Below are 20,273 nucleotides of genomic sequence, written 5' to 3' on the forward strand. Positions count from 1 at the left end.
CCGGTGGCGCGTGCGGAACGTCATGGGCACGAATGGGGCGAAAGCCTGGCGCGCGCGCCTCGCGTGTTCGCAAGCGCGTGAAGGATGCGTATGGGACGCAATCGTCGCATACTGCTCGCGCAGGGGTGCGCGGGGAGGAGCGGTTGGCGGTGCTGATGCGGGGAGAGGGGATATTCAACCGGCTGTTGCATGGCCCGGCTAGATGGTTGCGTGCCGTGCCGGTCGCCGATCCGGTGGATCTGCGCAATGCGCCGATGTTCCAGGTGGTGCTGCTGCTGTTCGGGACCTTGCCCGTCGCTGCGTGGTTGTATCGCGCGATCGCGGTGCCGGTTGCGTGGCGCCCCGGCGAACTGACCAGCCTGGGGTTGAGCGCGCTGTTCAGCGCGGTCGCGCTGCTGGGCGTGGTGCTGATCCGTTTCGGTCGTTTCCGCTGGGCCGCCTACCAGACGCTGTGCGTGTTCGCGATCTCGGTCGTGGCGAGCTACGCCGCCAGCGGCTTCGGTGGACAACGCTTCGAGCAACCGGTGCTGGTGGTGCCGATGGCGATCGCCGCGCTGGCGGTGGGGCGGCCGGCGTTGTGGATGATGTTCGCCGTCGTCGCGCTGTCGTTCGCGCTCGGAACGAACCTGGACCTGAGCAATGGCGAGCCGCAGGACGTCATCGGCGATGCGCTCATCAGCGGCGTCATCTTCCTGCTGATCGCGGTGGTGCTGGACCGCACGTCGGCCGCGTTGCGGCAGAGCCTGCGCGATGCGCAGGCGCGCGCAGAGCAGCTCGGCACCGCGCACGCCACGCTGCAGCGCGAAGTGGCCGAACGGCAACGGGTCGAAGAGCAACTGGTGAACGCGAAGAAGGTGGAAGCGGTAGCGCGACTCGCCTCCGGCCTCAACCACGATTTCAACCATCTGCTGAGCCTGGTGCTGGGCTACGTGCGCCAGGGGCGCCGCGCCAGCGATGCGCAGGCGATCGGCGCGGCGTTCGATGGCGTCGAGTCGGCGGCCAGGCGCGCCACCGCGGTCAGCGCGAAATTGCTCAGCTTCAGCCGCCAGGACGAGACCCAGGCCGAGGCGCTCGATCTCGGCGAACTGGTGGCGACGCTGCAGCCGCTGTTGAAGCAGGCGCTCAAGCCCGGCATCGCCCTCGATGTCCAGGTGCCGCCCGGGCTGCAGGTGCATTTCGACCGGCATCAGCTGGAGCTGATCCTGCTCAACCTGGTCGCCAATGCCGACGACGCGATGGAGCACGGCGGCACGGTCACCTTGCAGGGCCGGCGCGTGGGCGGCGAAGCCTGGCTGCAGTGCCGCGATACCGGTCCGGGCATTCCCGCCGATCTGCACGACAGGATCTTCGAGCCGTTCTTCACCACCAAGCCGGTCGGCCAAGGCACCGGGCTGGGCCTGGCGATGGCGAACGGGCTGATGCAGCGGCATGGCGCGCGGATCTGGATCGATGCCGAGACCGGCACCGGCGCCGCGTTCGTGCTGAGCTTCCCGCACGAGCATGCGCAGCCGCCTGCGCTGGCTGGCGCGAATGGCGGGGAGGGCTAGCCGCGTGGCCTGCGTTCGCTACCTGGCGTACGCCGCGCGCGTGCCGTCGCCTTTTGCGAGCGGCCGGCGATGACCGCGTCGCAGGGTCTGGTGCTGGACGGTGTACGGATCGCGGTGGTCGAGGACGACGCCGAACTGTGCGCGATCATCGTCGATGAGCTGCGCCACGAGGGCGCGCAGGTGCTCGGCTTCGGCAGCGCCGAACTGCTGTACCGGCATCTGCTCGGCCATGTCTGCGATCTGGTGGTGCTGGATGTCGGGCTGCCGGGCGAGGACGGTTATTCGGTGGCGCGCTACCTGCGGCAGATCGCGCCGCAGGCGGGCATCGTGATGCTCACCGGTCGCGGCGCCAACACCGACATGACCCGCGGCCTGCTGCAGGGCGCGGACATCTACCTGGTCAAGCCGCTGGATGTGGAACTGCTGATCGCCGCACTGGCCAATCTGCGTCGGCGCCTGCAGCCCGCCGCGCCGCCGGAGGCGGTGCCGGCGCAGGAGTGGCGCCTGAGCGACGACGGCTGGACGCTGTCCTCACCAGCGCAGCGCACGCTGGCGCTGACCGAGGCCGAACGCGGCCTGCTGAAGGCGCTGTTCGCGCAACGCGGCGCGCCGGTCGATCGCGACACGCTGATCGCGGCGGTCACCGACGCGCCGTGGGATTTCGATCCGCACCGCCTGGAGGTGCTGGTGCATCGCCTGCGCGCACGGGTGACCGCGGCCACCGCGGCGACGCTGCCGCTGCGTGCGGTGCGCGGGCAGGGCTATCTGCTGGGCGACAACGCCTAGTCTTCGTCGCATCCGCATCCGCATCCGCATCCGCATCGCGCGCGGAGCCGATGCCACCCGATCGGTAGACGGATCGGTAGACAGATCCCCGCGATTCGCCCGCCATGCCGGCTTGCCTGCTTCCGTCACAGGGCGGTCACGGGCCGCATCTCATTGCCATTGCGCTCTGCGTCTCGCTGTGCGCGTGAGGAAGTGAGAGCGAACGCGAACTGCTGCTACTGACTGCCTGCGCGCCTCTGCGCAGAATCCGCGCCACCACACCGGCAGGCCTCGCCTGCGCTTTCGGGGTGGATACCGATCCCGATCGTCAGCGCGCTCCGCACGGCCTAGGCCTGGGGCGCCGGTTCGTGGGTCCGGCTTGGATGCTTGGGGAGAGAGAGGCACATGGATCATTTGATGCGCGGCAGCCGTGCGGCTGCACTGCGGGCGTGGGCGCGTGCCGCCTGCGAATACCACCGGACCACGGCGTCGTCGGGGCGACGCTTGCGGTTGCTGATGGCCGTCCTGCTGTCGGCCGCGCCTGCGCTGGCCGCGGCCGCGGACCTGCAGATCACCAACCTGTCCGACACCGGCTACGATCCGACGCCGGCCGGGGGCAGCGTGGTCTACAGCGTCACCGTCGAGAACAGTGCCGCCGATACGGTCAACAACGCGGTGGTGATCTTCGACCTGCCCGCCGGTGCCCAGGCGGGCTCGCCGTTGCCGTCCTCCTGCAGCGTGGCCGCCGGCAACGCGCAGCGCATCGAATGCCGGGTCGGCACGCTGGTCGGTACCTTCTCTTCCAACGGCGCGCCGGTGACCTTCCAGTTGCCGGTGAGCACGGTCGGCCTGGCCCCGGGCACGATCGAGATCCGCGGCGCGATCGGCGTGGAAACCGGCTTGCCCGCGGCGAGCACGCCGATCGCATCGCTGGCCGATGCCGATCCGTTCTTCGCCGGCGACAGCAACGCGGCCAACAATCGCCGCCTGGAAGCGACCACGCTGGAATCGGCGGGCGACCTGAGCGTGGAGAAGACCGCCACGCCGAATCCGGTCGTCGCCGGCGCCGAGGTCACCTACACCGTCACCGTGCGCAACGCCGGCCCCAGCGCCTCGGCCGGCTTCACCGTGGTCGACACGTTGCCGGCCGCGGTGCAGTACGTGGCCAACAGCTTCAACGGCAGCGGCTGGACCTTCAACAGCGGCAGCATGACCGCCACCCACGCCGGCGCGCTGGCCAACGGCGGCAGCAGTAGCTTCACCTTCCGCGCCCGCGTCACCGCGGCCAGCGGCAACATCGTCAATACCGCACGCGTGCAGGCCGGCTCCACGCCGGATCCGTTGCCCGACAACAACACCGGCAGCGTGACCACCACGGTCACCGCCGGCGCCGACCTGGCGCTGAGCAAGAGCGTCAACCCCTCGCCGGCGATCTCCGGCCAGCCGGTCACCTTTAACATCCAGGTGCGCAATCAGGGCCCGAGCGCCGCGGTCAATCCGCGCTTCGTGGACAACCTGCCCACCGGCTTCCTGGCCAGCGGCGGCACCGTGCCGGCCGGCTGGACCTGCACCAACAGCAACGGCAACGCCACCCGCACCTGCGTGTTGAACGGCAGCCTGGCGGTCGGCGCCGTGGCCGATTTCACCATCGAGAGCACGGTGCCGGCATCCGGCACCAACAGCAGCGGCGACGTCACCAACAGCGCCACCGCCAGTTCCGACACGCCGGACGCGAACAACGCCGACAACACCGGCAGCACCACCTTCACCGTGCTCGCCGACGGTGCCGACCTGTCGCTGCAGAAGACCAAGACCCCGGCGCTGGTGCCGGTATGGAGCGGCGTCGGCAGCGATCTGGACAGCCGCATGACCAGCAGCATCGTCGTGCGCAACATGGGTCCGCGCCCGGCCACCGGCCAGGTGCAGACGGTGGATACGCTGGCGACCGGCGAAGAGCTGTTGCAGCCGGACGGCAGCGTGGCGCAGCCGGGCGTGGCGTTCGCCAGTGGCGCATGGACCTGCAGCGTGGACCAGGCCTACAGCGGCTCCAGCGTGCAGCACGTGACCTGCGACCTCGGCGCCGGTTCGCTGCCGCTGGCAGTGGGCGCGCAGGCGCCGACGCTGCAGCTGCTGACGCGTGCGCGCAGCTCCTCGGCCAACCTGCTCAACAACGCCTGTACCGGCGGCTCCGGCGGCTCGATCGAGCCGCTGACCGGCAACGGCATCGACCGCGACCCGGAAACCGGCAACGACTGCTCGGGTGCGGGCACCCGCACCACCGACGAGCGCGCCGACCTGTCCATCGCCAAGCAGACCAATGGCGCCGGCGCCGCCGACAACGTGCTGGCGGCCAACCAGGACACGCTCAGCTACACCCTGACCGTGGCCAACAACGGCCCGGACAGCACCACCGGCGTGGTGGTCAACGACACCGTGCCCGGCTTCGTCAACGGCCGCACCCAGATCACTGTGACCACCACCCCGGCCGGCTGGAACTGCGCCATCAACGGCGCCTCGGTGGTCTGCCGCTCCGGCACCACCGCGCTGGCCAACGGCGCCACCGCGCAGATCGTCATCCAGGTCAAGCGCGCGCTGTTCGACAGCTTCAACCAGCCTGCCGGCACCTGCGGCGGCACCGCCACCAGCGGCGCGTTCTGCAACACCGCCGGCGTCGGCATCGATGCGGCCGTGGCCGGTTCGGTGGGCGAACTCAACGGCAACAACAACCAGGCCTCGGACTGGATCCGCATCGCGCGCGTGGCCAACGTCGCCACCACCGCCAAGACCATTTCCTCGGGCACGCCCGGCCGCGCCGGCGTCAACACCACCTACGTGATGTCCTACATCAACCGCGGCCCGTCGACGGTGCCCGGGGTGATCCTGCGCGACGTGTTCACCCTGCCGGCCAACGATTCGGGCTTCGTGCTGGTGTCCGCGCAGCGCACCGGCGCCGGCACCCAGGCCTGTACCGCCACCGCTGGCGCCGGGGTGACGGTCACCGTCGACGCCGGCGGCAGCTCCTACGCCAATCCGACCGGCGCGCCGGCGCAGGTCACCGTGCAGTGCCCGGCGCTGCCCTCGCTCACCAACGAGCAGACCGAAACCCTGCAGGTGGTGATCCGGCCCAACGTCAACAGCGGCAACACCGGCCGCCAGTTCGACAACACCGCCGACTTCGTGGTGGACCTCGATGGCGACGGCAACGGCGATGCCACTGCCGGCACCGACGGCGACGGCAACACCTATGACTTCAACACCGACACCAGCGACGACAGCAAGAGCGCGCAGCTGCCGTTCGAGGCCGGCCAGGTCGACCTGATCACCAACAAGGTGGACACCGGCTTCACCGGCGGCGTGGACCCGCTCGGCTTCGACGCGACCAATGCCGCGGCGAACCTGATCACCTACCGCATCACCATCCGCAACAACGGCCCGTCGGTCGCCACCGACGTGCGCCTGGCCGACACTTTCACTCCGCCGTCCGGCCGCACCGTCACCTTCATCGGCGCCTCGGCCACGCCTACCGGCACCTTCGATCCGGCCGCCTGTTCGGTGACCTCCGGCAGCAACCCGACCGTGGGCGCGGTGCAGGTGCTGAACTGCCTGATGCCCGGCATCGGCTTCAGCAACAACGTCGCCGGCGTGGTCGCGTCCGGCCAGACCAGCACGCTGTACCTGCGCTATCGCTACGACACCCCGCCTGGCGCGGCCGGCGATACGGTCAGCAACCTGGCCCAGGCCACGTCCGCCGAGACCGACAGCAACACCGCCAACAACGGCGCCAGCCAGGAAACCACGATCCGTGCGTCCGCCGACGTGGGCGTGAGCAAGCACGTGGTCACCACCGCGCCCGATGCCGATCCGGATGCGGCGCTGCCGGCCAACGCCACCTCGGTGGGCCTGCGCCAGCCGTTCTTCTACGTCATCGACGGCGTCAACAACGGTCCCGGCGCGAGCCTGTCGCGCGACCGCAGCGGCAGCAGCCCGCTCAACGGCACCGGCACCGTGGTCAGCGACACGCTGCCCGCCGGGCTGGTGGTCGTCGGCCAGGTGACCTGGCAGAAGAAGGGCCCGATCCCGGGCGGCGGCGGCGGCGAAGTGCCCAACGGCACCGGCAGCTGCACCCAGGCCTCGGCCACGCTGACCTGCAACCTCGGCGACGTCACCGTCAGCGGCAAGCTGCGCATCGTGGTGCCGGTGCGCTGGGATACCTATCCGGGCGCGTCGGCGATCAACAACACCGCGACCATCACCACCGAGCAGGTCGATCGCGTCCCGCCGAACAACACGTCCACCGTGCCGATCCTGGTCACCCGGGCGTCGCTGGCCGGTACCGTGTTCGAGGACCGCGACCGCGCGGGCGGCAACGGCGGCGTGCGCCAGAACGGCGAACCCGGCATCGCCGGCGTGACCATCGTGCTGAGCGGCACCGACGCCTATGGCAATGCGGTCAACCGCAGCACCACCACCGCGTCCGACGGCAGCTACAGCTTCGACAACCTGTCGGCAGCCGGCGCGGGCGGCTACACGCTGACCCAGACCCAGCCCACCGGCTATCGCAATGGCCCGGTGGACCCGCCGGCCGCCGGTGCCAGCGCGCCGTCGCTGGGCGGCACCTATGCCGCCGGCAGTCCCAACTCCAGCTACACCACCATCCCGGTCGGCGCGACCGACGCGGCGGTGCGCTACGACTTCCCGGAAGTGCGTCGTCCGAGCCTGTCCGGCCGGGTCTACGTGGACCTGAACTTCAACAACGTGCGCGACGGCGGCGATCCGGCGATCGCCGGTGCCACCGTGGAACTGCTCGACGCCACCACCGGCGCCGTGCTGGCCACCACCAGCACCGACGGCAACGGCGCCTATCGCTTCGACGACCTGGATCCGACGCTCACCTACAGCGTGCGCGAGCCGCTGCCGAGCGGCCAGTACAGCAACCGTCCCAGCGCGATCAATCCCGGCCAGATCGGCGGCGCGGCGTGCGCGGCGGCCACCTGCGTGCCCGGCACCGCGGTAGTCGCCCCCGGCGGCCCGGATGCGGCCAGCACCGACCGTATCTCGCAGATCCAACTGGGCGCAGGCCTGGACGGCACCGAGTTCAACTTCGGCGAGAACCCCAGCGGCAGCGCGATCCAGGGACGGGTGTGGCGCGACGACGACAACGACGGCGTGATCGATCCGGCCGAGACCGGGCTGGCCGACGTGGAGCTGGTGCTGACCGGTACCGACCAGAACGGCCAGGCGGTCAACCTGACCACCAAGACCGATGCGACCGGCAACTACAGCTTCATCGGCCTGCTGCCGGGCACCTACACGGTGACCGAGCCGACCCAGCCGACCGGCACCCTCAACGGCAAGACCGTGCCCGGCGACAAGGGCGGCACCGCCACCGGCGTGACCACCACGCCGTCGGCGATCGCCACCATCGTGCTCGGCGCCAACCAGCAGGGCCAGCACTACGACTTCGGCGAAGTGGCGGCGGCCTCGCTGTCCGGCCGCGTGTACTACGACAACGACGACAACGGCGTGGTCGGCAGCGACGAGTCGGGCATCGCCAACGTGCGCGTGGTGCTGACCGGCACCGACGACCTCGGCGCCGCGGTGCAGCTGAGCGTGCAGACCGACGCGCAGGGCCACTACCGCTTCGAGAACCTGCGTCCGGGCACCTACACCGTGACCGAACCCGATCAGCCGGCCGACACCCGCAACGGCATCACCACGGCCGGTACCGTCGGCGGCGCCACGCGCGGCGTGGCGACCCCGCGCGAGACCGTGCCGTCGGCGATTTCCGCGGTGGTTCTGGCTCCGGGCGCGCAGTCGATCGACAACAACTTCGGCGAGATCGCCAACACCCCGGACCTGGTCGTCAGCAAGCTCGCCGACCCGGTCAAGTTCACCGTCAACAACACCGCCAGCTACACGATCAGCGTGCGTAACATCGGCCCGCGTCCGACCGCCGGCGTGTACCAGGTGCAGGACCGCCTGCCGCCGGGCGTGACCCTGGCGGCGCTGCCCACCGGCAACGGCTGGACTTGCACCGGCGCGGTCGGCGGCGATCGCTTCAGTTGCGACGCCAGTGCCACCATCGCGCCCGCACAGACCGCCAGCGACCGCATCAAGGTGCAGGTCGCGGTCGGTGCCGCGGCGGCGACCGGCACTCCGGTCAACAACGCGGTGCTGGTGCAGGGCGGCGGCGAAGACGCCACGCACAGCCCGACGCCGGCCGAACGCGGTGCGTTCGAGGGCGACGTGACCCAGCTGCCGGTGTGCGATCCGGCGATCACCCAGAACGCCTGCCGCGTGCCGACCCAGGTGCAGTTGGCGGCCTCGGTGTCGGGCACGGTGTGGTTCGACGTCGGCAACGACGACACCCTGCTCGACGGCGGCGATCGCCGCCTGCAGAACTGGATCGTCGAACTGGTCGATCCGACCAGCGGCCAGGTGGTCAAGACCGCGCTCAGCGCCGCCGACGGCAGCTACCGCTTCGGCGACGTGATCCCCGGGCAGAAGTGGCACATCCGCTTCCGCGATCCGAGCTCCGGGATCATCTGGGCGTTCCCGGTCAGCGGCGAGACCGCTTCCGGCGCCGCCGCCCCATGCGCGGCCGACGCAGCGATCAGCAACGGCAGCAACAGCTCGTGCCGGGTCAGCGACGGCGGCATCAGCCAGTTGGAAGTGGTGCTCAAGGCCGGCGAGAACCTGCCGCAGCAGAGCCTGCCGGTGGATCCGTCGGGCGTGGTCTACGACGCGGTCACCCGCGACCCGGTGCCCGGTGCGATCGTCACCCTGGCCCCGGTCGGCGTCTGCGCCGGCTACGACCCGGCCACCAGCCTGCTCAACACCGCGGCCGGCGGCTACCGCATCGACGGCAACGCGGTGTCGATGACCGTCGGCAACGACGGCTATTACCAGTTCCTGTTCGGCCCGGCGGCGCCGGCGCGCTGCGAATTCCAGCTGACGGTGACCCCGCCGGGCGGCTACGTCTTCGTCTCCACGCTGATCCCGGCCGAAGGCAGTTCGCTGTCGCCGCCCGGCGCGGTGGGCAGCAACTACCAGGTGCAGCCCAACGCGCTGGCGCCGACCGGTCCGGTCGGCACCGCGACCCAGTACTACCTGCGGCTGTTCGCCGGGTCGGCCACCGCCGGCATCGTGCACAACCACATTCCGCTGGACACCGCGGTGGCCACCGGCCTGGCCATCACCAAGACCGGCGACCGCCAGACCGCCGAAGTGGGCGATACCGTGCAATACACCATCACCATCCGCCAGACCGCCGGCAGCCCGCTGCAGACGGTGAACGTGGTCGATCGCCTGCCGCGCGGCTTCACCTACATCGACGGCACCGCGCGCGCCAACGGCGTGGCCGTGGCCGCGCCGCTGGGCAAGCCGGGTCCGACCCTGGGCTTCGCCACCGGTCCGATCCAGGTCGGCCAGCAGATCGCGCTGACCTACCGGGTGCGTATCGGCGTCGGCGCGCAGCAGGGCGACGGCATCAACCGCGCACAGGCGCACGGCTGCTCGATCGCCGGCGGCTGTATCGATCCGGTCTCGCTGCAACCGCGTTCCGGCTCGTTGCCGTCCAACCAGGCGCAGTACCGCGTGCGCGTCAGCGGCGGCGTGTTCACCGAGGAGGGCTGCGTGCTCGGCAAGGTGTTCGTGGATTGCAACGTCAACCACGTGCAGGACCGCGAAGAGCTCGGCATTCCCGGCGTGCGTTTGTACTTCGAGGACGGCACCTGGGTGATCAGCGATTCGGAAGGCAAGTACAGCTACTGCGGCCTGCCGCCGCAGAGCCACACGCTGAAGGTCGATGCCAGCACGCTGCCGGTCGGCTCGCGCCTGACCACCAGCAGCAACCGCAACCTCGGCGATGCCGACAGCCTGTTCATCGATCTCAAGAACGGCGAGCTGCATCGCGCCGACTTCGTCGAGGGCAGCTGTTCCAACCCGGTGATCGAGCAGGTCAAGGCGCGTCGCACGCAAGGCGAAGTGCGCGCGCCGGAAACCGAAACCGGCCACGCGCCGCTGCGCTTCAGCAGCAAGCCGCTGCGCGCGCCGCAGCAGGGCACCGACAGCCCGGCGCAAGCGCCGATCGTCAAGCCACGCGGCACCCCACCGCCCGATGTCACCGTTCCTGCGGAGGTGCAACCATGAGCCGGCCCGTCACGACGCGCCGCCTGCCGCGGCTGACCCTGCTCGCCTGCGCCCTGGCCGCGTTGCCGGCGCTGGCCCAGCAGACCGTCGGCAGCAGCCGCTTCACGCCGGTGCTGGGCGAGGCCGGCACGCTGTACCCGCGCACGCCGAGCAGCGCCGATGCCGCCGCGCAGACGCTGGCGCCGCGCGGCACGCTCGACGCGCATGCCGCGCAGGGCATGGACCAGGTGCAGGTGGAGGTCGACCGCGATGGCGCGCCGGCCGACGGCCAGACGCCGGTGCACGTGACCGTGCGCCTGCTCGACGACGCCGGCAAGCCGTTGCAGGGCGAAACCTTCGCCACCGTCGAACACACCGGCGGCCGCATCCTGCTGCCGGGCTCGCGCACCGACGAACTGGGGCCGGGCGCGGCCGATGCCGACAAGGTCACCCCGGGCGTGCAGCTGCCGGTGCGCGACGGCGTGGCCGAGTTCGACCTGCTCGCGCCGGACCAGCCGCAGGACGTGGTGCTGCGGGTCACCGCCGGCGGTCACAGCGCCGAAGGCACGATCGGCTTCGTGCCGGAAATGCGCGAGATGATCGCCACCGGCCTGATCGAGGGCGTGGTCAACTTCGGCCGCCGCGACAACAGCGGGCTGATCGCCCCGGTCGACCACGACGACGTGTTCGAACGCGACATCCGCCGCTGGGAAAAGCAGTTCAACAACGGCAAGGCCAACGCCGCCGCGCGCACCGCGTTCTTCGTCAAGGGCCGGATCAAGGGCGAATACCTGCTCACCGCCGCCTACGATTCGGACAAGGAGGTGCGCGGCCGCCTGCTGCGCGACATCCAGCCGGAAGAGTTCTATCCGGTGTACGGCGACTCCTCGCTGCGCGGCTTCGACGCGCGTTCGGCCGAGCGCCTGTACGTGCGCGTGGACAACCGCCGCAGCTATCTGCTGTATGGCGATTTCCAGACCGGCGACACGCTGGCCACCGCGACCGGCATCGGCGCGCGCAGCAGCATGCCGCAGCGCAGCCTCGGCACCTACAACCGCACCGCGACCGGCCTGGGCTGGCACTACGAGAACGCACGCGTGCGCTCCAACGTGTTCGCCATCCAGGACTCGCTGCGCCAGGTGATCGAAGAATTCGCCAGCCAGGGCAGCGGCCCGTACGCACTGCGCAACAACGCGGTGCTGGAAGGCAGCGAGCGGGTGGAAGTGGTCGTGCGCGACCGCAACCAGCCCTCGCGGATCGTCTCGGTGCAGCCGCTGGCGCGGTTGGTGGACTACAGCTTCGAGCCGTTCTCGGGGCGCATCCTGCTCAACCAGTTCCTGGCCACGTTCGACAGCGACCTCAATCCGGTGTCGCTGCGCATCACCTACGAACTCGACCAGGGCACCGAGCGCTTCTGGGTCTATGGCGCCGACGGCCAGCTGCGGCTGACCGATGCGCTGGAAGTCGGCGGCGCGGTGGTGGACGACCGCAACCCGTTCGCCGAATTCCGCATGGGCAGCGTCAACGCCGGCTACCGTTTCGGCCCGAATACCGCGATGGCGGTGGAGTTCGCGCGCACCCAGAGCGAGATCAATACCAACTCGATCAACCAGGTCGCCACCCCGGGCCTGCAGGACCTCAGCGGCCGCGTCGAAGGCGATGCCTGGCGCGTGGAGTTCGGCCACGACGGCGACAAGCTCGACGCCAACCTGTTCGCCGCGCGCACCGATCCGGCGTTCAACAACCCGGCCTCGCCGCTGTTCGGCGGGCGCGGCGAGTACAACGCCAAGGTCGACTATCACCTGACCGAGCGCGTGGACCTGTATGCCGAAGGCCTGCGCAGCGAGGACCGCAATCCGGACGGCGGCAAGCGCGATGCCGGCGGCGCCGGCGTGCGCGTCGGCGCCACCGAAAAGCTCACCCTGGACTTCGGTGTGCGTTCGATCCGCGAGACCGTCGGCGCGTACTCGCCGTGGTCCTCGGGCCTGGGCTACGGCAACACCGGCGGCTTGACCGGCGGCTTCGCCACCGGCTCCGGCGGCGGCGCGCTCGGCTACGGCCAGCAGCCGCTGGATCCGCTGACCGGCCTGCCGGTGATCGGCTCCAGCAGCGCCGTCACCGGCACCGCCAGCGACCTGCCGATCGGCACCCGCCTGGAATCGGACAGCGCCCGCATCGGCGCCGGCTACCGCGTCGGCGCGAAACTGTCGCTGGGTGCCGAGTACGAGCAGAGCGTGTCCGGTGAAGACCGCAACCGCATCGCCGCCGGCGTCGATTACCAGGTGCTGGAGCGCAGCCGCCTGTACGGCCGCTACGAGAAGCAGACCGGCCTGACCAGCGCCTACGGCATCACCACTACCGACCGCGAGGCCGATGCGCTGGTGTTCGGTATCGACAGCAGCTACGTGCGCGACACCCAGGCGTTCTCCGAGTACCGCATGCGCGATGCGATCAGCGGCCGCGACGTGCAGGCCGCCTCCGGCATCCGCAACACCTGGGACGTGCGCGAGGGCGTGCGCCTGAGCAGCTCGGCCGAACACGTCAAGGTGTACGACGGCAACACCGGCGATGCCACCGGCCTGGCGCTGGCGCTGGACTACGGCGTCAACCCGCTGTGGCGCGGCTCGGTGCGGGTGGAATACCGCATCAGCGGCGACGTCGCCCAGACCGCGACCGACGAGGCCTTCGACACCACGCTGGTGCAGTTCATGCTGGCGCGCAAGCTCAGCCGCGACTGGACCCTGCTCGGCCGCAACTACCTGCTGCAGACCGACTACGCCGCGCGCGGCGACGTGTTGCAGAACCGCTTCCAGCTGGGTGTGGCCTACCGCGATACCGACACCAACCGGATCAACGCGCTGGCCCGCTACGAGTACAAGCTGGAGCGCGACGAGAGTGGGCTGACCCTGCTCGACGGGCAGGTGGTGGACGGCAGCAGTCAGGACATCAGCAGCCGTGCGCACATCGTCTCGACCCATGCCGACTGGCATCCGTCGCGGCCGTGGTGGCTGACCGCGCATGTGGCCGGCAAGTGGCAGCAGGACCGTTTCGCCTATGCCGACGGCGGCCGCGTGGACAGCCGCTTCCATGCGGTGCTGGTATCCGGGCGGGTGGTCTACGACATCACCGAGAACTGGGACATCGGCGTGCTCGGCTCCACCTTCCGTGGCCAGAGCGGTTCCAACCAATACGCCTATGGCATGGAAGTGGGCCGGCTGCTGCGCCAGAACCTGTGGCTGTCGGCAGGCTACAACTGGTCCGGCTACACCGCCGACCGCGACCTGTCCGGTTACGAGTACACCCAGCAGGGCGTGTTCCTGCGCCTGCGCTTCAAATTCGACGAAGACCTGTTCCGCCGGGATCCGGTCCGTTACCGCGACCCGGCGCGCTGAGGAATCCATGATGACCACGACCCACTCCCGCTTCGTCCTGTCCCGCACCGTCGCCGCCGCCCTGCTGCTCGGCGCCTGTGCCGCCGGCAACGCGCAAACCCAGTTGCTGCCGCAGCAGCAACGCATCAGCGACGAGGCCATCGCCGCCGACCTGCACGGCTACCAATCCGTGCAGGACCGCATCCAGGCGCTCAACGACGGCGGCCGCCCGGTGCGCGACTACGCCCTGTCCAAGGCGCAATGCTGGCTCGACGTGTCCTTCCACGAATACACCCGCAACGACCGCAGCGCGTTCCCGCAAGGCGCACTCAGCGAGTCGGAGAAACTGGTGCAGCTGATGGAGCAGGGCGCCACGACGATCCCGACCGAGACGCCGTTGGTCAACGACGCCAAGTACCTGCGCGACGACCTGTGGCAGCGCCTGCGCGCGCTGCACGGCACTGCCGGTTTCAGCTGCGCGCAGCAGGCCGCGGCCTGCGGCGAGGTCGAGCTGGTGCACGCCGGCAACGAGTTCAACCAGCAGCAATGGCGCCATTCCAAGCCGTACATCCAGATCGCCGAAGACCTGGTCAACGACGCCGAGGCGCTGGCACGGCAGTGCGGCGGACCGGAGCGGCCGGACACGCCGGCGGCGGCGCCGATCCCGCTGGTGGCCAACGTGCTGTTCGAGTTCGACCGCGACGGCTACAAGGACATCCGCACCCATTCGCTGGAAAGCCTGGATCGCGCGCTGGCGCGCATCGCCGAAGAGAAGCTGACCTTGCAGAAGGTGGAGCTGGTCGGCCATGCCGACCGCATGGACGGCCGCGGCCACGACTACAACCAGGGCCTGTCCGAGCGCCGCGCGCGCACCGTGCGCGAACTGCTGATCGGCCGCGGCGTCGCCGCCGACCGCATCCGCTATGAATACCGTGGCGACAGCCAGCAGGTGCAGCAGTGCGCCGGGGTGACCCCGCGTGCGGCCTTGCTGGAATGCCTGCTGCCGAACCGCCGCGTCGAAGTGCGACTGGTGGTCGGCCGCGGCGACTGACGGCGCGTAGAGTCCCTCTCCCCCCGGGAGAGGGGTTGGGGAGAGGGTACGGCGCGAAGCGTCTCGCGGAGTTTGGGGGCGCGAGGCTTCGCCCGTACCCTCATCCGCCCCTGCGGGGCACCTTCCCCCGAAAAGGGGGCCATGGTCCCGATGGGAGAAGGGAGGAGTCATAGCCCCTCTCCCCTCGGGAGAGGGGTTGGGGTGAGGGTACGGCGCGAAAGCGTCTCGCGGAGTTGGTGCACGAGGCGGCACCCGTACCCTTATCCGCAGGAAGGACGCGCTGCCGGCCGCCCAGCACTCAAGAATTCCCCAGCAGCGCCGCCATCATGGAGAAGCGAAGTCGCTTTCGCCGCCCGGATCGGGCTGTCCATGAGGGAACGCGCATGCTGTCCTTGCCACGCCTGCTGGGTCGTCACCTGGCCAAGTTCCTGTCCAAGCCGCGCCGGCACCGCTCGGAATTGCCGACCAGTCCGCCGCAGCTGCTGCAGGCGACCTTGCGCAAGGGCGACGTGCTGCTGGTCGAGGGCAACAGCCGCTTCTCCACCGCGATCAAGTACCTCAGCCAGTCCACCTGGTCGCACGCCGCGCTGTACATCGGCGATCACCTGGGAACGGCCGCCGACGCGGACGCGCCGACATTCTGCGACGTGGACATCAACGTCGGCGTGCGCCTGATCGGCCTGAGCGAATTCGCCGGGCTACACACGCGCATCTGCCGTCCGGTGGGGCTGGGCGCCGAGGAGATCGACGCGGTGGTCGACTACATGGTCAGCCGCGTCGGCAACAGCTACGACCTGAAGAACATCCTCGACCTGGCGCGCTATCTGATCCGCACCCCGCCACTGCCGTCGTCGGTGAAGCGCCGCTTCCTGGAACTGGGCAGCGGCGAACCGACCAAGGCGATCTGCTCGACGCTGCTGGCGCAGGCCTTTGGCGCGATCCGCTATCCGATCCTGCCGGAGATCGGCAGCGTGCCGATGCCCCACGCGCAGGATGCGGAGATCCTGCACAACCGTCATCACAGTCTGTACCTGCCGCGCGACTTCGACGTCTCGCCCTACTTCAACGTGGTGAAGCCGCGCCTGCAGTCCGGCTTCGATTTCCATCGCCTGGTCTGGCAGGGCGATGCCGGCGAAGACGTGGCGCAGCGTCAGCGCGTCGCATCGGTTGCCTGAAAGGGGATTGCAGCCCGGCGTCGCCTCGGTCCGAAAGGCAGATCTTCACCGTTGCCGCAACGCAAACCGCGTATCCGATCACAACACCTTCAGCTTGCGGTGCGGGCAAGCGTCAAGTTTGAAACGACTGCGGCCGATATCAGCAGACATACATCATCGATATCGCTCAGGATCGCCATGAATCCCGTCCATTTCCTGCGTCGCCGCATCGCCAATCTGCCGATGACGCGCAAGTTCGTCGTGCTGTGCACCCTGCTCGCCATCGGCGTGATCCTGCTCGCGGTCGCCGCCGCGCGGCTGCAATACCTGGACCTGGTGGATGCGCGCAAGCAGACCGTGAAGACCCAGATCGACATGGGCATGAGCGTCATCGAGCACTATGCCGAAAAGGCCAAGCGCGGCGAACTCACCGAGGCGCAGGCCCAGGACGCAGCCAAGTCGGCGCTGGCCGACATGAAGACCAACGGCGGCGTGGACTATTTCTTCATGCTCGACCCGCAGATGCGCATCCTGATGCATCCCAAGCGCAAGGTCGGCACCGACATGAGCGACTACAAGAGCGATGCCGGCGAATACGTATACCGCGACATCCGCACCGCGGTGACCAGCGGCGACGGCTTCAGCTACTACAGCGCGCCCAAGCCGGGCAAGAAAGAGCAGCTGCCGAAGATCAGTTACGCCAAGCTGTACCCGCAATGGAACTGGGTGCTGGTGATGGGCGTGTACGCGGAGGACATCCAGGTCGAGGCGCTGGGCTTCACCAAGATCCTGACCATCATCGGCGCCGCCCTGGTCGGCCTGGTGGTCGGGCTGTGCTGGCTGATCGCCAGCGCTATCGTCACCCCGCTGCGCGCGGCCACGCGCACCGCCGAGGCCATCGCCTCGGGCCGTTTCGACAACACGATCAAGGTGGAGTCGCGCGACGAGACCGGGCAGCTGATGACCAGCATGCAGCAGATGCAGACCCAGCTGCAGCGCTTCAACGGCGAGATGCAGACCCTGGTGCAGTTGCAGCAGGGCGACGACATCAGCCACCGCATGCCGGAGGATTTCCCCGGCGATTACGGCACCCTGGCGCGCGGCATGAACACCGCGCTGTTCGAACACCTGGACGCGATCATCGAGGCGATGGCGATCATGGGCGAGTACGGTCGCGGCGACCTGCGCCGCGACATGCGCCGCCTGCCGGGCCAGCGCGCCGCGCTGCACGAAGCGCTGGATGCGGTGAAGAGCAACCTGTCGGCGATCAACGGCGACATCGCGCGCATGGCCGACGCGGCGGCGCGCGGCGATTTCTCCGCACGCGGCGACGAAGCGCGCTACCAGTTCGCGTTCAAGGAAATGGTGGAAGCGCTGAACCGGCTGATGCGGCAGGCCGAAAGCGGCCTGGCCGACGTGGGCCGGATCATGGGCGCGATCGCCGACGGCGATCTGTCGCAGCGCGTGGACGTGCGCTACGAGGGCGCCTTCGGGCAGCTGGCCGATGCTGCCAACCGCACCGCCGAACAGCTGACCACGATCGTGCAGGGCATCCAGCGTTCGGCCGAGTCGATCAACACCGCGGCCGGCGAGATCGCCAGCGGCAACAGCGACCTGTCGGTGCGCACCGAGCAGCAGGCGGCGAGCCTGGAAGAAACCGCCGCGTCGATGGAAGAGCTGACCTCCACGGTCAAGCAGAACGCCGACAGCGCGCGCCAGGCCAACCAGCTGGTGCTCGGCGCCGGCGAAGTGGCCGAGAGCGGCGGCCGCGTGGTCGAGGACGTGGTCACCACGATGGCGTCGATCAGCGCGGCCTCCGCGCGCATCGCCGACATCATCGGCGTCATCGACGGCATCGCCTTCCAGACCAACATCCTGGCGTTGAACGCCGCGGTGGAAGCCGCGCGCGCCGGCGAGCAGGGCCGCGGCTTCGCCGTGGTCGCCTCGGAAGTGCGCTCGCTGGCGCAGCGTTCGGCGGCGGCGGCCAAGGAGATCAAGACCCTGATCTCCGACTCGGTGCAGGAAGTGGAGCAGGGCTCGACCCTGGTCGCGCGCGCCGGCACCACCATGGCCGAGGTGGTGACCTCGGTGAAGCGGGTCACCGACATCATGGCCGAGATCTCCGCGGCCAGCGCCGAGCAGAGCTCGGGCATCGAGCAGGTCAGCAAGACGGTGATGCAGCTGGACGAGACCACGCAGCAGAATGCGGCGCTGGTGGAGGAAGCCACTGCAGCGGCGAAGAGCATGGAAGACCAGGCCTCGGACCTGACTCGCGCGGTGGCGGTGTTCCGCCTTGCCGGCGCCGCCAGGCCGGTGGCGGCGGTCGCGCCCAGGCCGGTGGTGGCCCAGGCCGCGGTCCGTCCGGTCGCCGCCGCACGCGCGCCGGTCAAGAAAGCGCCGGCAGCGGCCGCACGTCCGCTGGTGCGCAGCAAGCCTGGCGGCGCGTTGGTGGAAAGCTCGGAGTGGGAAGAGTTCTGAGCCAGCGCCACGGCGTCCGTAACGGACGCCATTGCCGATGACGACGCCGATGCCTCAGTGCATCGACGTCTTTGTTTTTGTGCCGGCCGCGGTCGGCGGCAGCGGTGATGTCGTACCACGCCGCGAGCGATGCGATGCGACGCGATTCAGCGCGACCCGATCAAGGCGACGCCACATGTGGGAGCGACTTCAGTTGCGACGCGGTGTTGTCGATGGAGTCTGTCGCGGCTGAAGCCGCTCCTACATGGGTTTTGCGCGAGGCCAGTCCGAGCGTATTGCAGGAACTGCTGCAGCGGTGCTCGTGCGGCCCCACGCGCGTTGTGCGATCCAGCTGCGCTGGCGTGGCGGCTCCGCGGCCGCATCTGCCACACTGCGCCGCACCTGTTCAAGCAAGAATTCGCCTGATACATCTTCGTGCCGTGCTCGCTGCCGTACTCGCCGCGTCGAGTTCCGTCGCCGCTGCGCAGGACACACCCGCATCCGCTGTCGCGCCGCTGCTTACCCAGGCCGTGTTCGCCGGTGGCGACGTGCAGTTGGGCGAACGCGGCGGCCTGTGCGCACTGCTGCGCGGCAAGACCGAACTGCTGGCGCTGGCGATTCCGGCGCCATGCGGATTCAGTCCAGACCGTGACGGCAAGCTGCGCATCGAGCCGTTCGATCGCGGCAGCCGCATCGTGCTGGTCGAGCATATCCGCCCGGATCCGCGACCGCCGCTGCGCGGCAGCGTGGGGCCGGATTGCGTCCGCGAGGCGCAGGCCGTAAGCGCGATCGGCGGCAAGCTGGAAGCCGGCCATGTGGTCGCCTCGGCCGGCTGCGATCGCGGCCCGACCGACCAGAAGATGTTCGTCGCCGGTTTCGACTGGTGACGGTCGCGCGCGTGGCGCGACCGCGCTGGTGCACGTATCACTCGCCTTCGTCGTCTGCTTCCTCGTCCACTTCGGCATCATCGCCAAACCCTGGTGCATCGGCATCCACCGGCTCCAGCAAGGTGTAGTCGTTGCGCTCGCGGCGCTGGTAGGCCGACGACACCGGGTAGGCCAGCAGTGGCGGTTGCGGCGCGCGTGCCAGGAACGCGGTGGGAAACAGCCGCGGCCCGCGCAGCCAGCTGCGCCAGCGGTCGCCGCTCAGAAAGATCGGTCCGTCCGCGGTCAGCGGCGCCGGAATCGCGGCGTTGGCATGGGTCAGCACGCTGAAGCTGAGCAGCGCCGGTTCGCCGCGGTCCCAACGTTCCCACAGCCCCGCCGCCAGCAGCACCTCGCCTTGCGCATGGTGAATGTAATAGGGCTGCGCCGGTTTGCGGCTGCGGTCCCACTTGTAGTACCCGGACAGCGGAATCACGCAGTGCTGGCTCTTCCACGGCGCGGCGAAGATACGGCTGCGCGCGGCGCGTTCCAGCCGCGCGGTGACGGTGGTGTACGGCGTATCCGGTGTCTTCGACCAGCGCGGCACGATGCCCCATTGCAGGCGCTGCACTTGCGCCGTGCCGTCGTGGCACAGGATCGCGGACGCGACGTCGCCCTTGCCCAGGTTGTAGTGGTCCGGGTAAGCCGCAAGGGCCTGGCGTAGCGGCGGCTCCAGCCGCGCGGGCAGGTCGTCCTCGATGCTGAAAGCCTGCACGAAGCGTCTCATCGGTTTCTCGCAGTGCGCACGCCCGCACCTTAGTGCGTGGGGTGGACAAGCCGAAGTGAAGACCCGCGCGCGCCGGCACAGTGCACGGCCGGTAGTGTCGCCGCGACGCTGCGGCATCCGGCGCATCCGATGCGCGCGACGCAACAGC

General features: G+C 69.6%; 9 protein-coding genes. 8 read left to right on the plus strand and 1 reads right to left on the minus strand.

The window, feature by feature from the left end; all coding sequences use genetic code 11:
* Positions 1–149 precede the first annotated feature (149 nt).
* The 8 genes from HEP74_RS03265 to HEP74_RS03300 all read left to right on the plus strand — a co-directional run bounded on the left by HEP74_RS03265 (position 150) and on the right by HEP74_RS03300 (position 19,362).
* On the plus strand, positions 150–1,547 hold the full coding sequence (locus HEP74_RS03265; protein ID WP_255427942.1) for a sensor histidine kinase: 1,398 nt from the start codon (positions 150–152) through the stop codon (positions 1,545–1,547).
* Positions 1,548–1,616: 69 nt separating this feature from the next.
* Positions 1,617–2,333, plus strand: coding sequence for a response regulator transcription factor (locus tag HEP74_RS03270; RefSeq protein ID WP_185815169.1), 717 nt, complete (start codon positions 1,617–1,619; stop codon positions 2,331–2,333).
* Positions 2,334–2,828: 495 nt separating this feature from the next.
* Complete coding sequence (locus tag HEP74_RS03275) at positions 2,829–10,463, plus strand: SdrD B-like domain-containing protein (protein ID WP_185815170.1); 7,635 nt, start codon at positions 2,829–2,831, stop codon at positions 10,461–10,463.
* Positions 10,460–13,834 (plus strand): Ig-like domain-containing protein, encoded by a 3,375-nt coding sequence (locus HEP74_RS03280; protein ID WP_185815171.1) that lies wholly within the window; start codon positions 10,460–10,462, stop codon positions 13,832–13,834. Before HEP74_RS03275 ends, HEP74_RS03280 begins: the two co-directional genes overlap by 4 nt.
* 10 nt (positions 13,835–13,844) lie before the next feature.
* Positions 13,845–14,864 carry an OmpA family protein gene (locus HEP74_RS03285; RefSeq protein ID WP_185815172.1) on the plus strand — a complete coding sequence of 340 codons (1,020 nt, stop codon included), beginning with the start codon at positions 13,845–13,847 and terminating at the stop codon, positions 14,862–14,864.
* Between the two features lie 383 nt (positions 14,865–15,247).
* Positions 15,248–16,039: a C40 family peptidase gene (locus HEP74_RS03290; RefSeq protein ID WP_185815173.1), complete on the plus strand. Its 792-nt coding sequence runs from the start codon at positions 15,248–15,250 to the stop codon at positions 16,037–16,039.
* Positions 16,040–16,234: 195 nt separating this feature from the next.
* On the plus strand, positions 16,235–18,496 hold the full coding sequence (locus HEP74_RS03295; protein WP_185816477.1) for a methyl-accepting chemotaxis protein: 2,262 nt from the start codon (positions 16,235–16,237) through the stop codon (positions 18,494–18,496).
* Between the two features lie 419 nt (positions 18,497–18,915).
* On the plus strand, positions 18,916–19,362 hold the full coding sequence (locus tag HEP74_RS03300; protein ID WP_185815174.1) for a hypothetical protein: 447 nt from the start codon (positions 18,916–18,918) through the stop codon (positions 19,360–19,362).
* Positions 19,363–19,399: 37 nt separating this feature from the next.
* On the opposite strand, the gene HEP74_RS03305 is transcribed toward HEP74_RS03300, so the two are convergent.
* Positions 19,400–20,125: an SOS response-associated peptidase gene (locus HEP74_RS03305; protein ID WP_185815175.1), complete on the minus strand. Its 726-nt coding sequence runs from the start codon at positions 20,123–20,125 to the stop codon at positions 19,400–19,402.
* Between the last annotated feature and the right edge of the window lie 148 nt (positions 20,126–20,273).

The sequence above is a fragment of the Xanthomonas sp. SS genome (assembly GCF_014236835.1).
In the GTDB taxonomy this organism is placed as follows: Bacteria; Pseudomonadota; Gammaproteobacteria; order Xanthomonadales; family Xanthomonadaceae; genus Xanthomonas_A.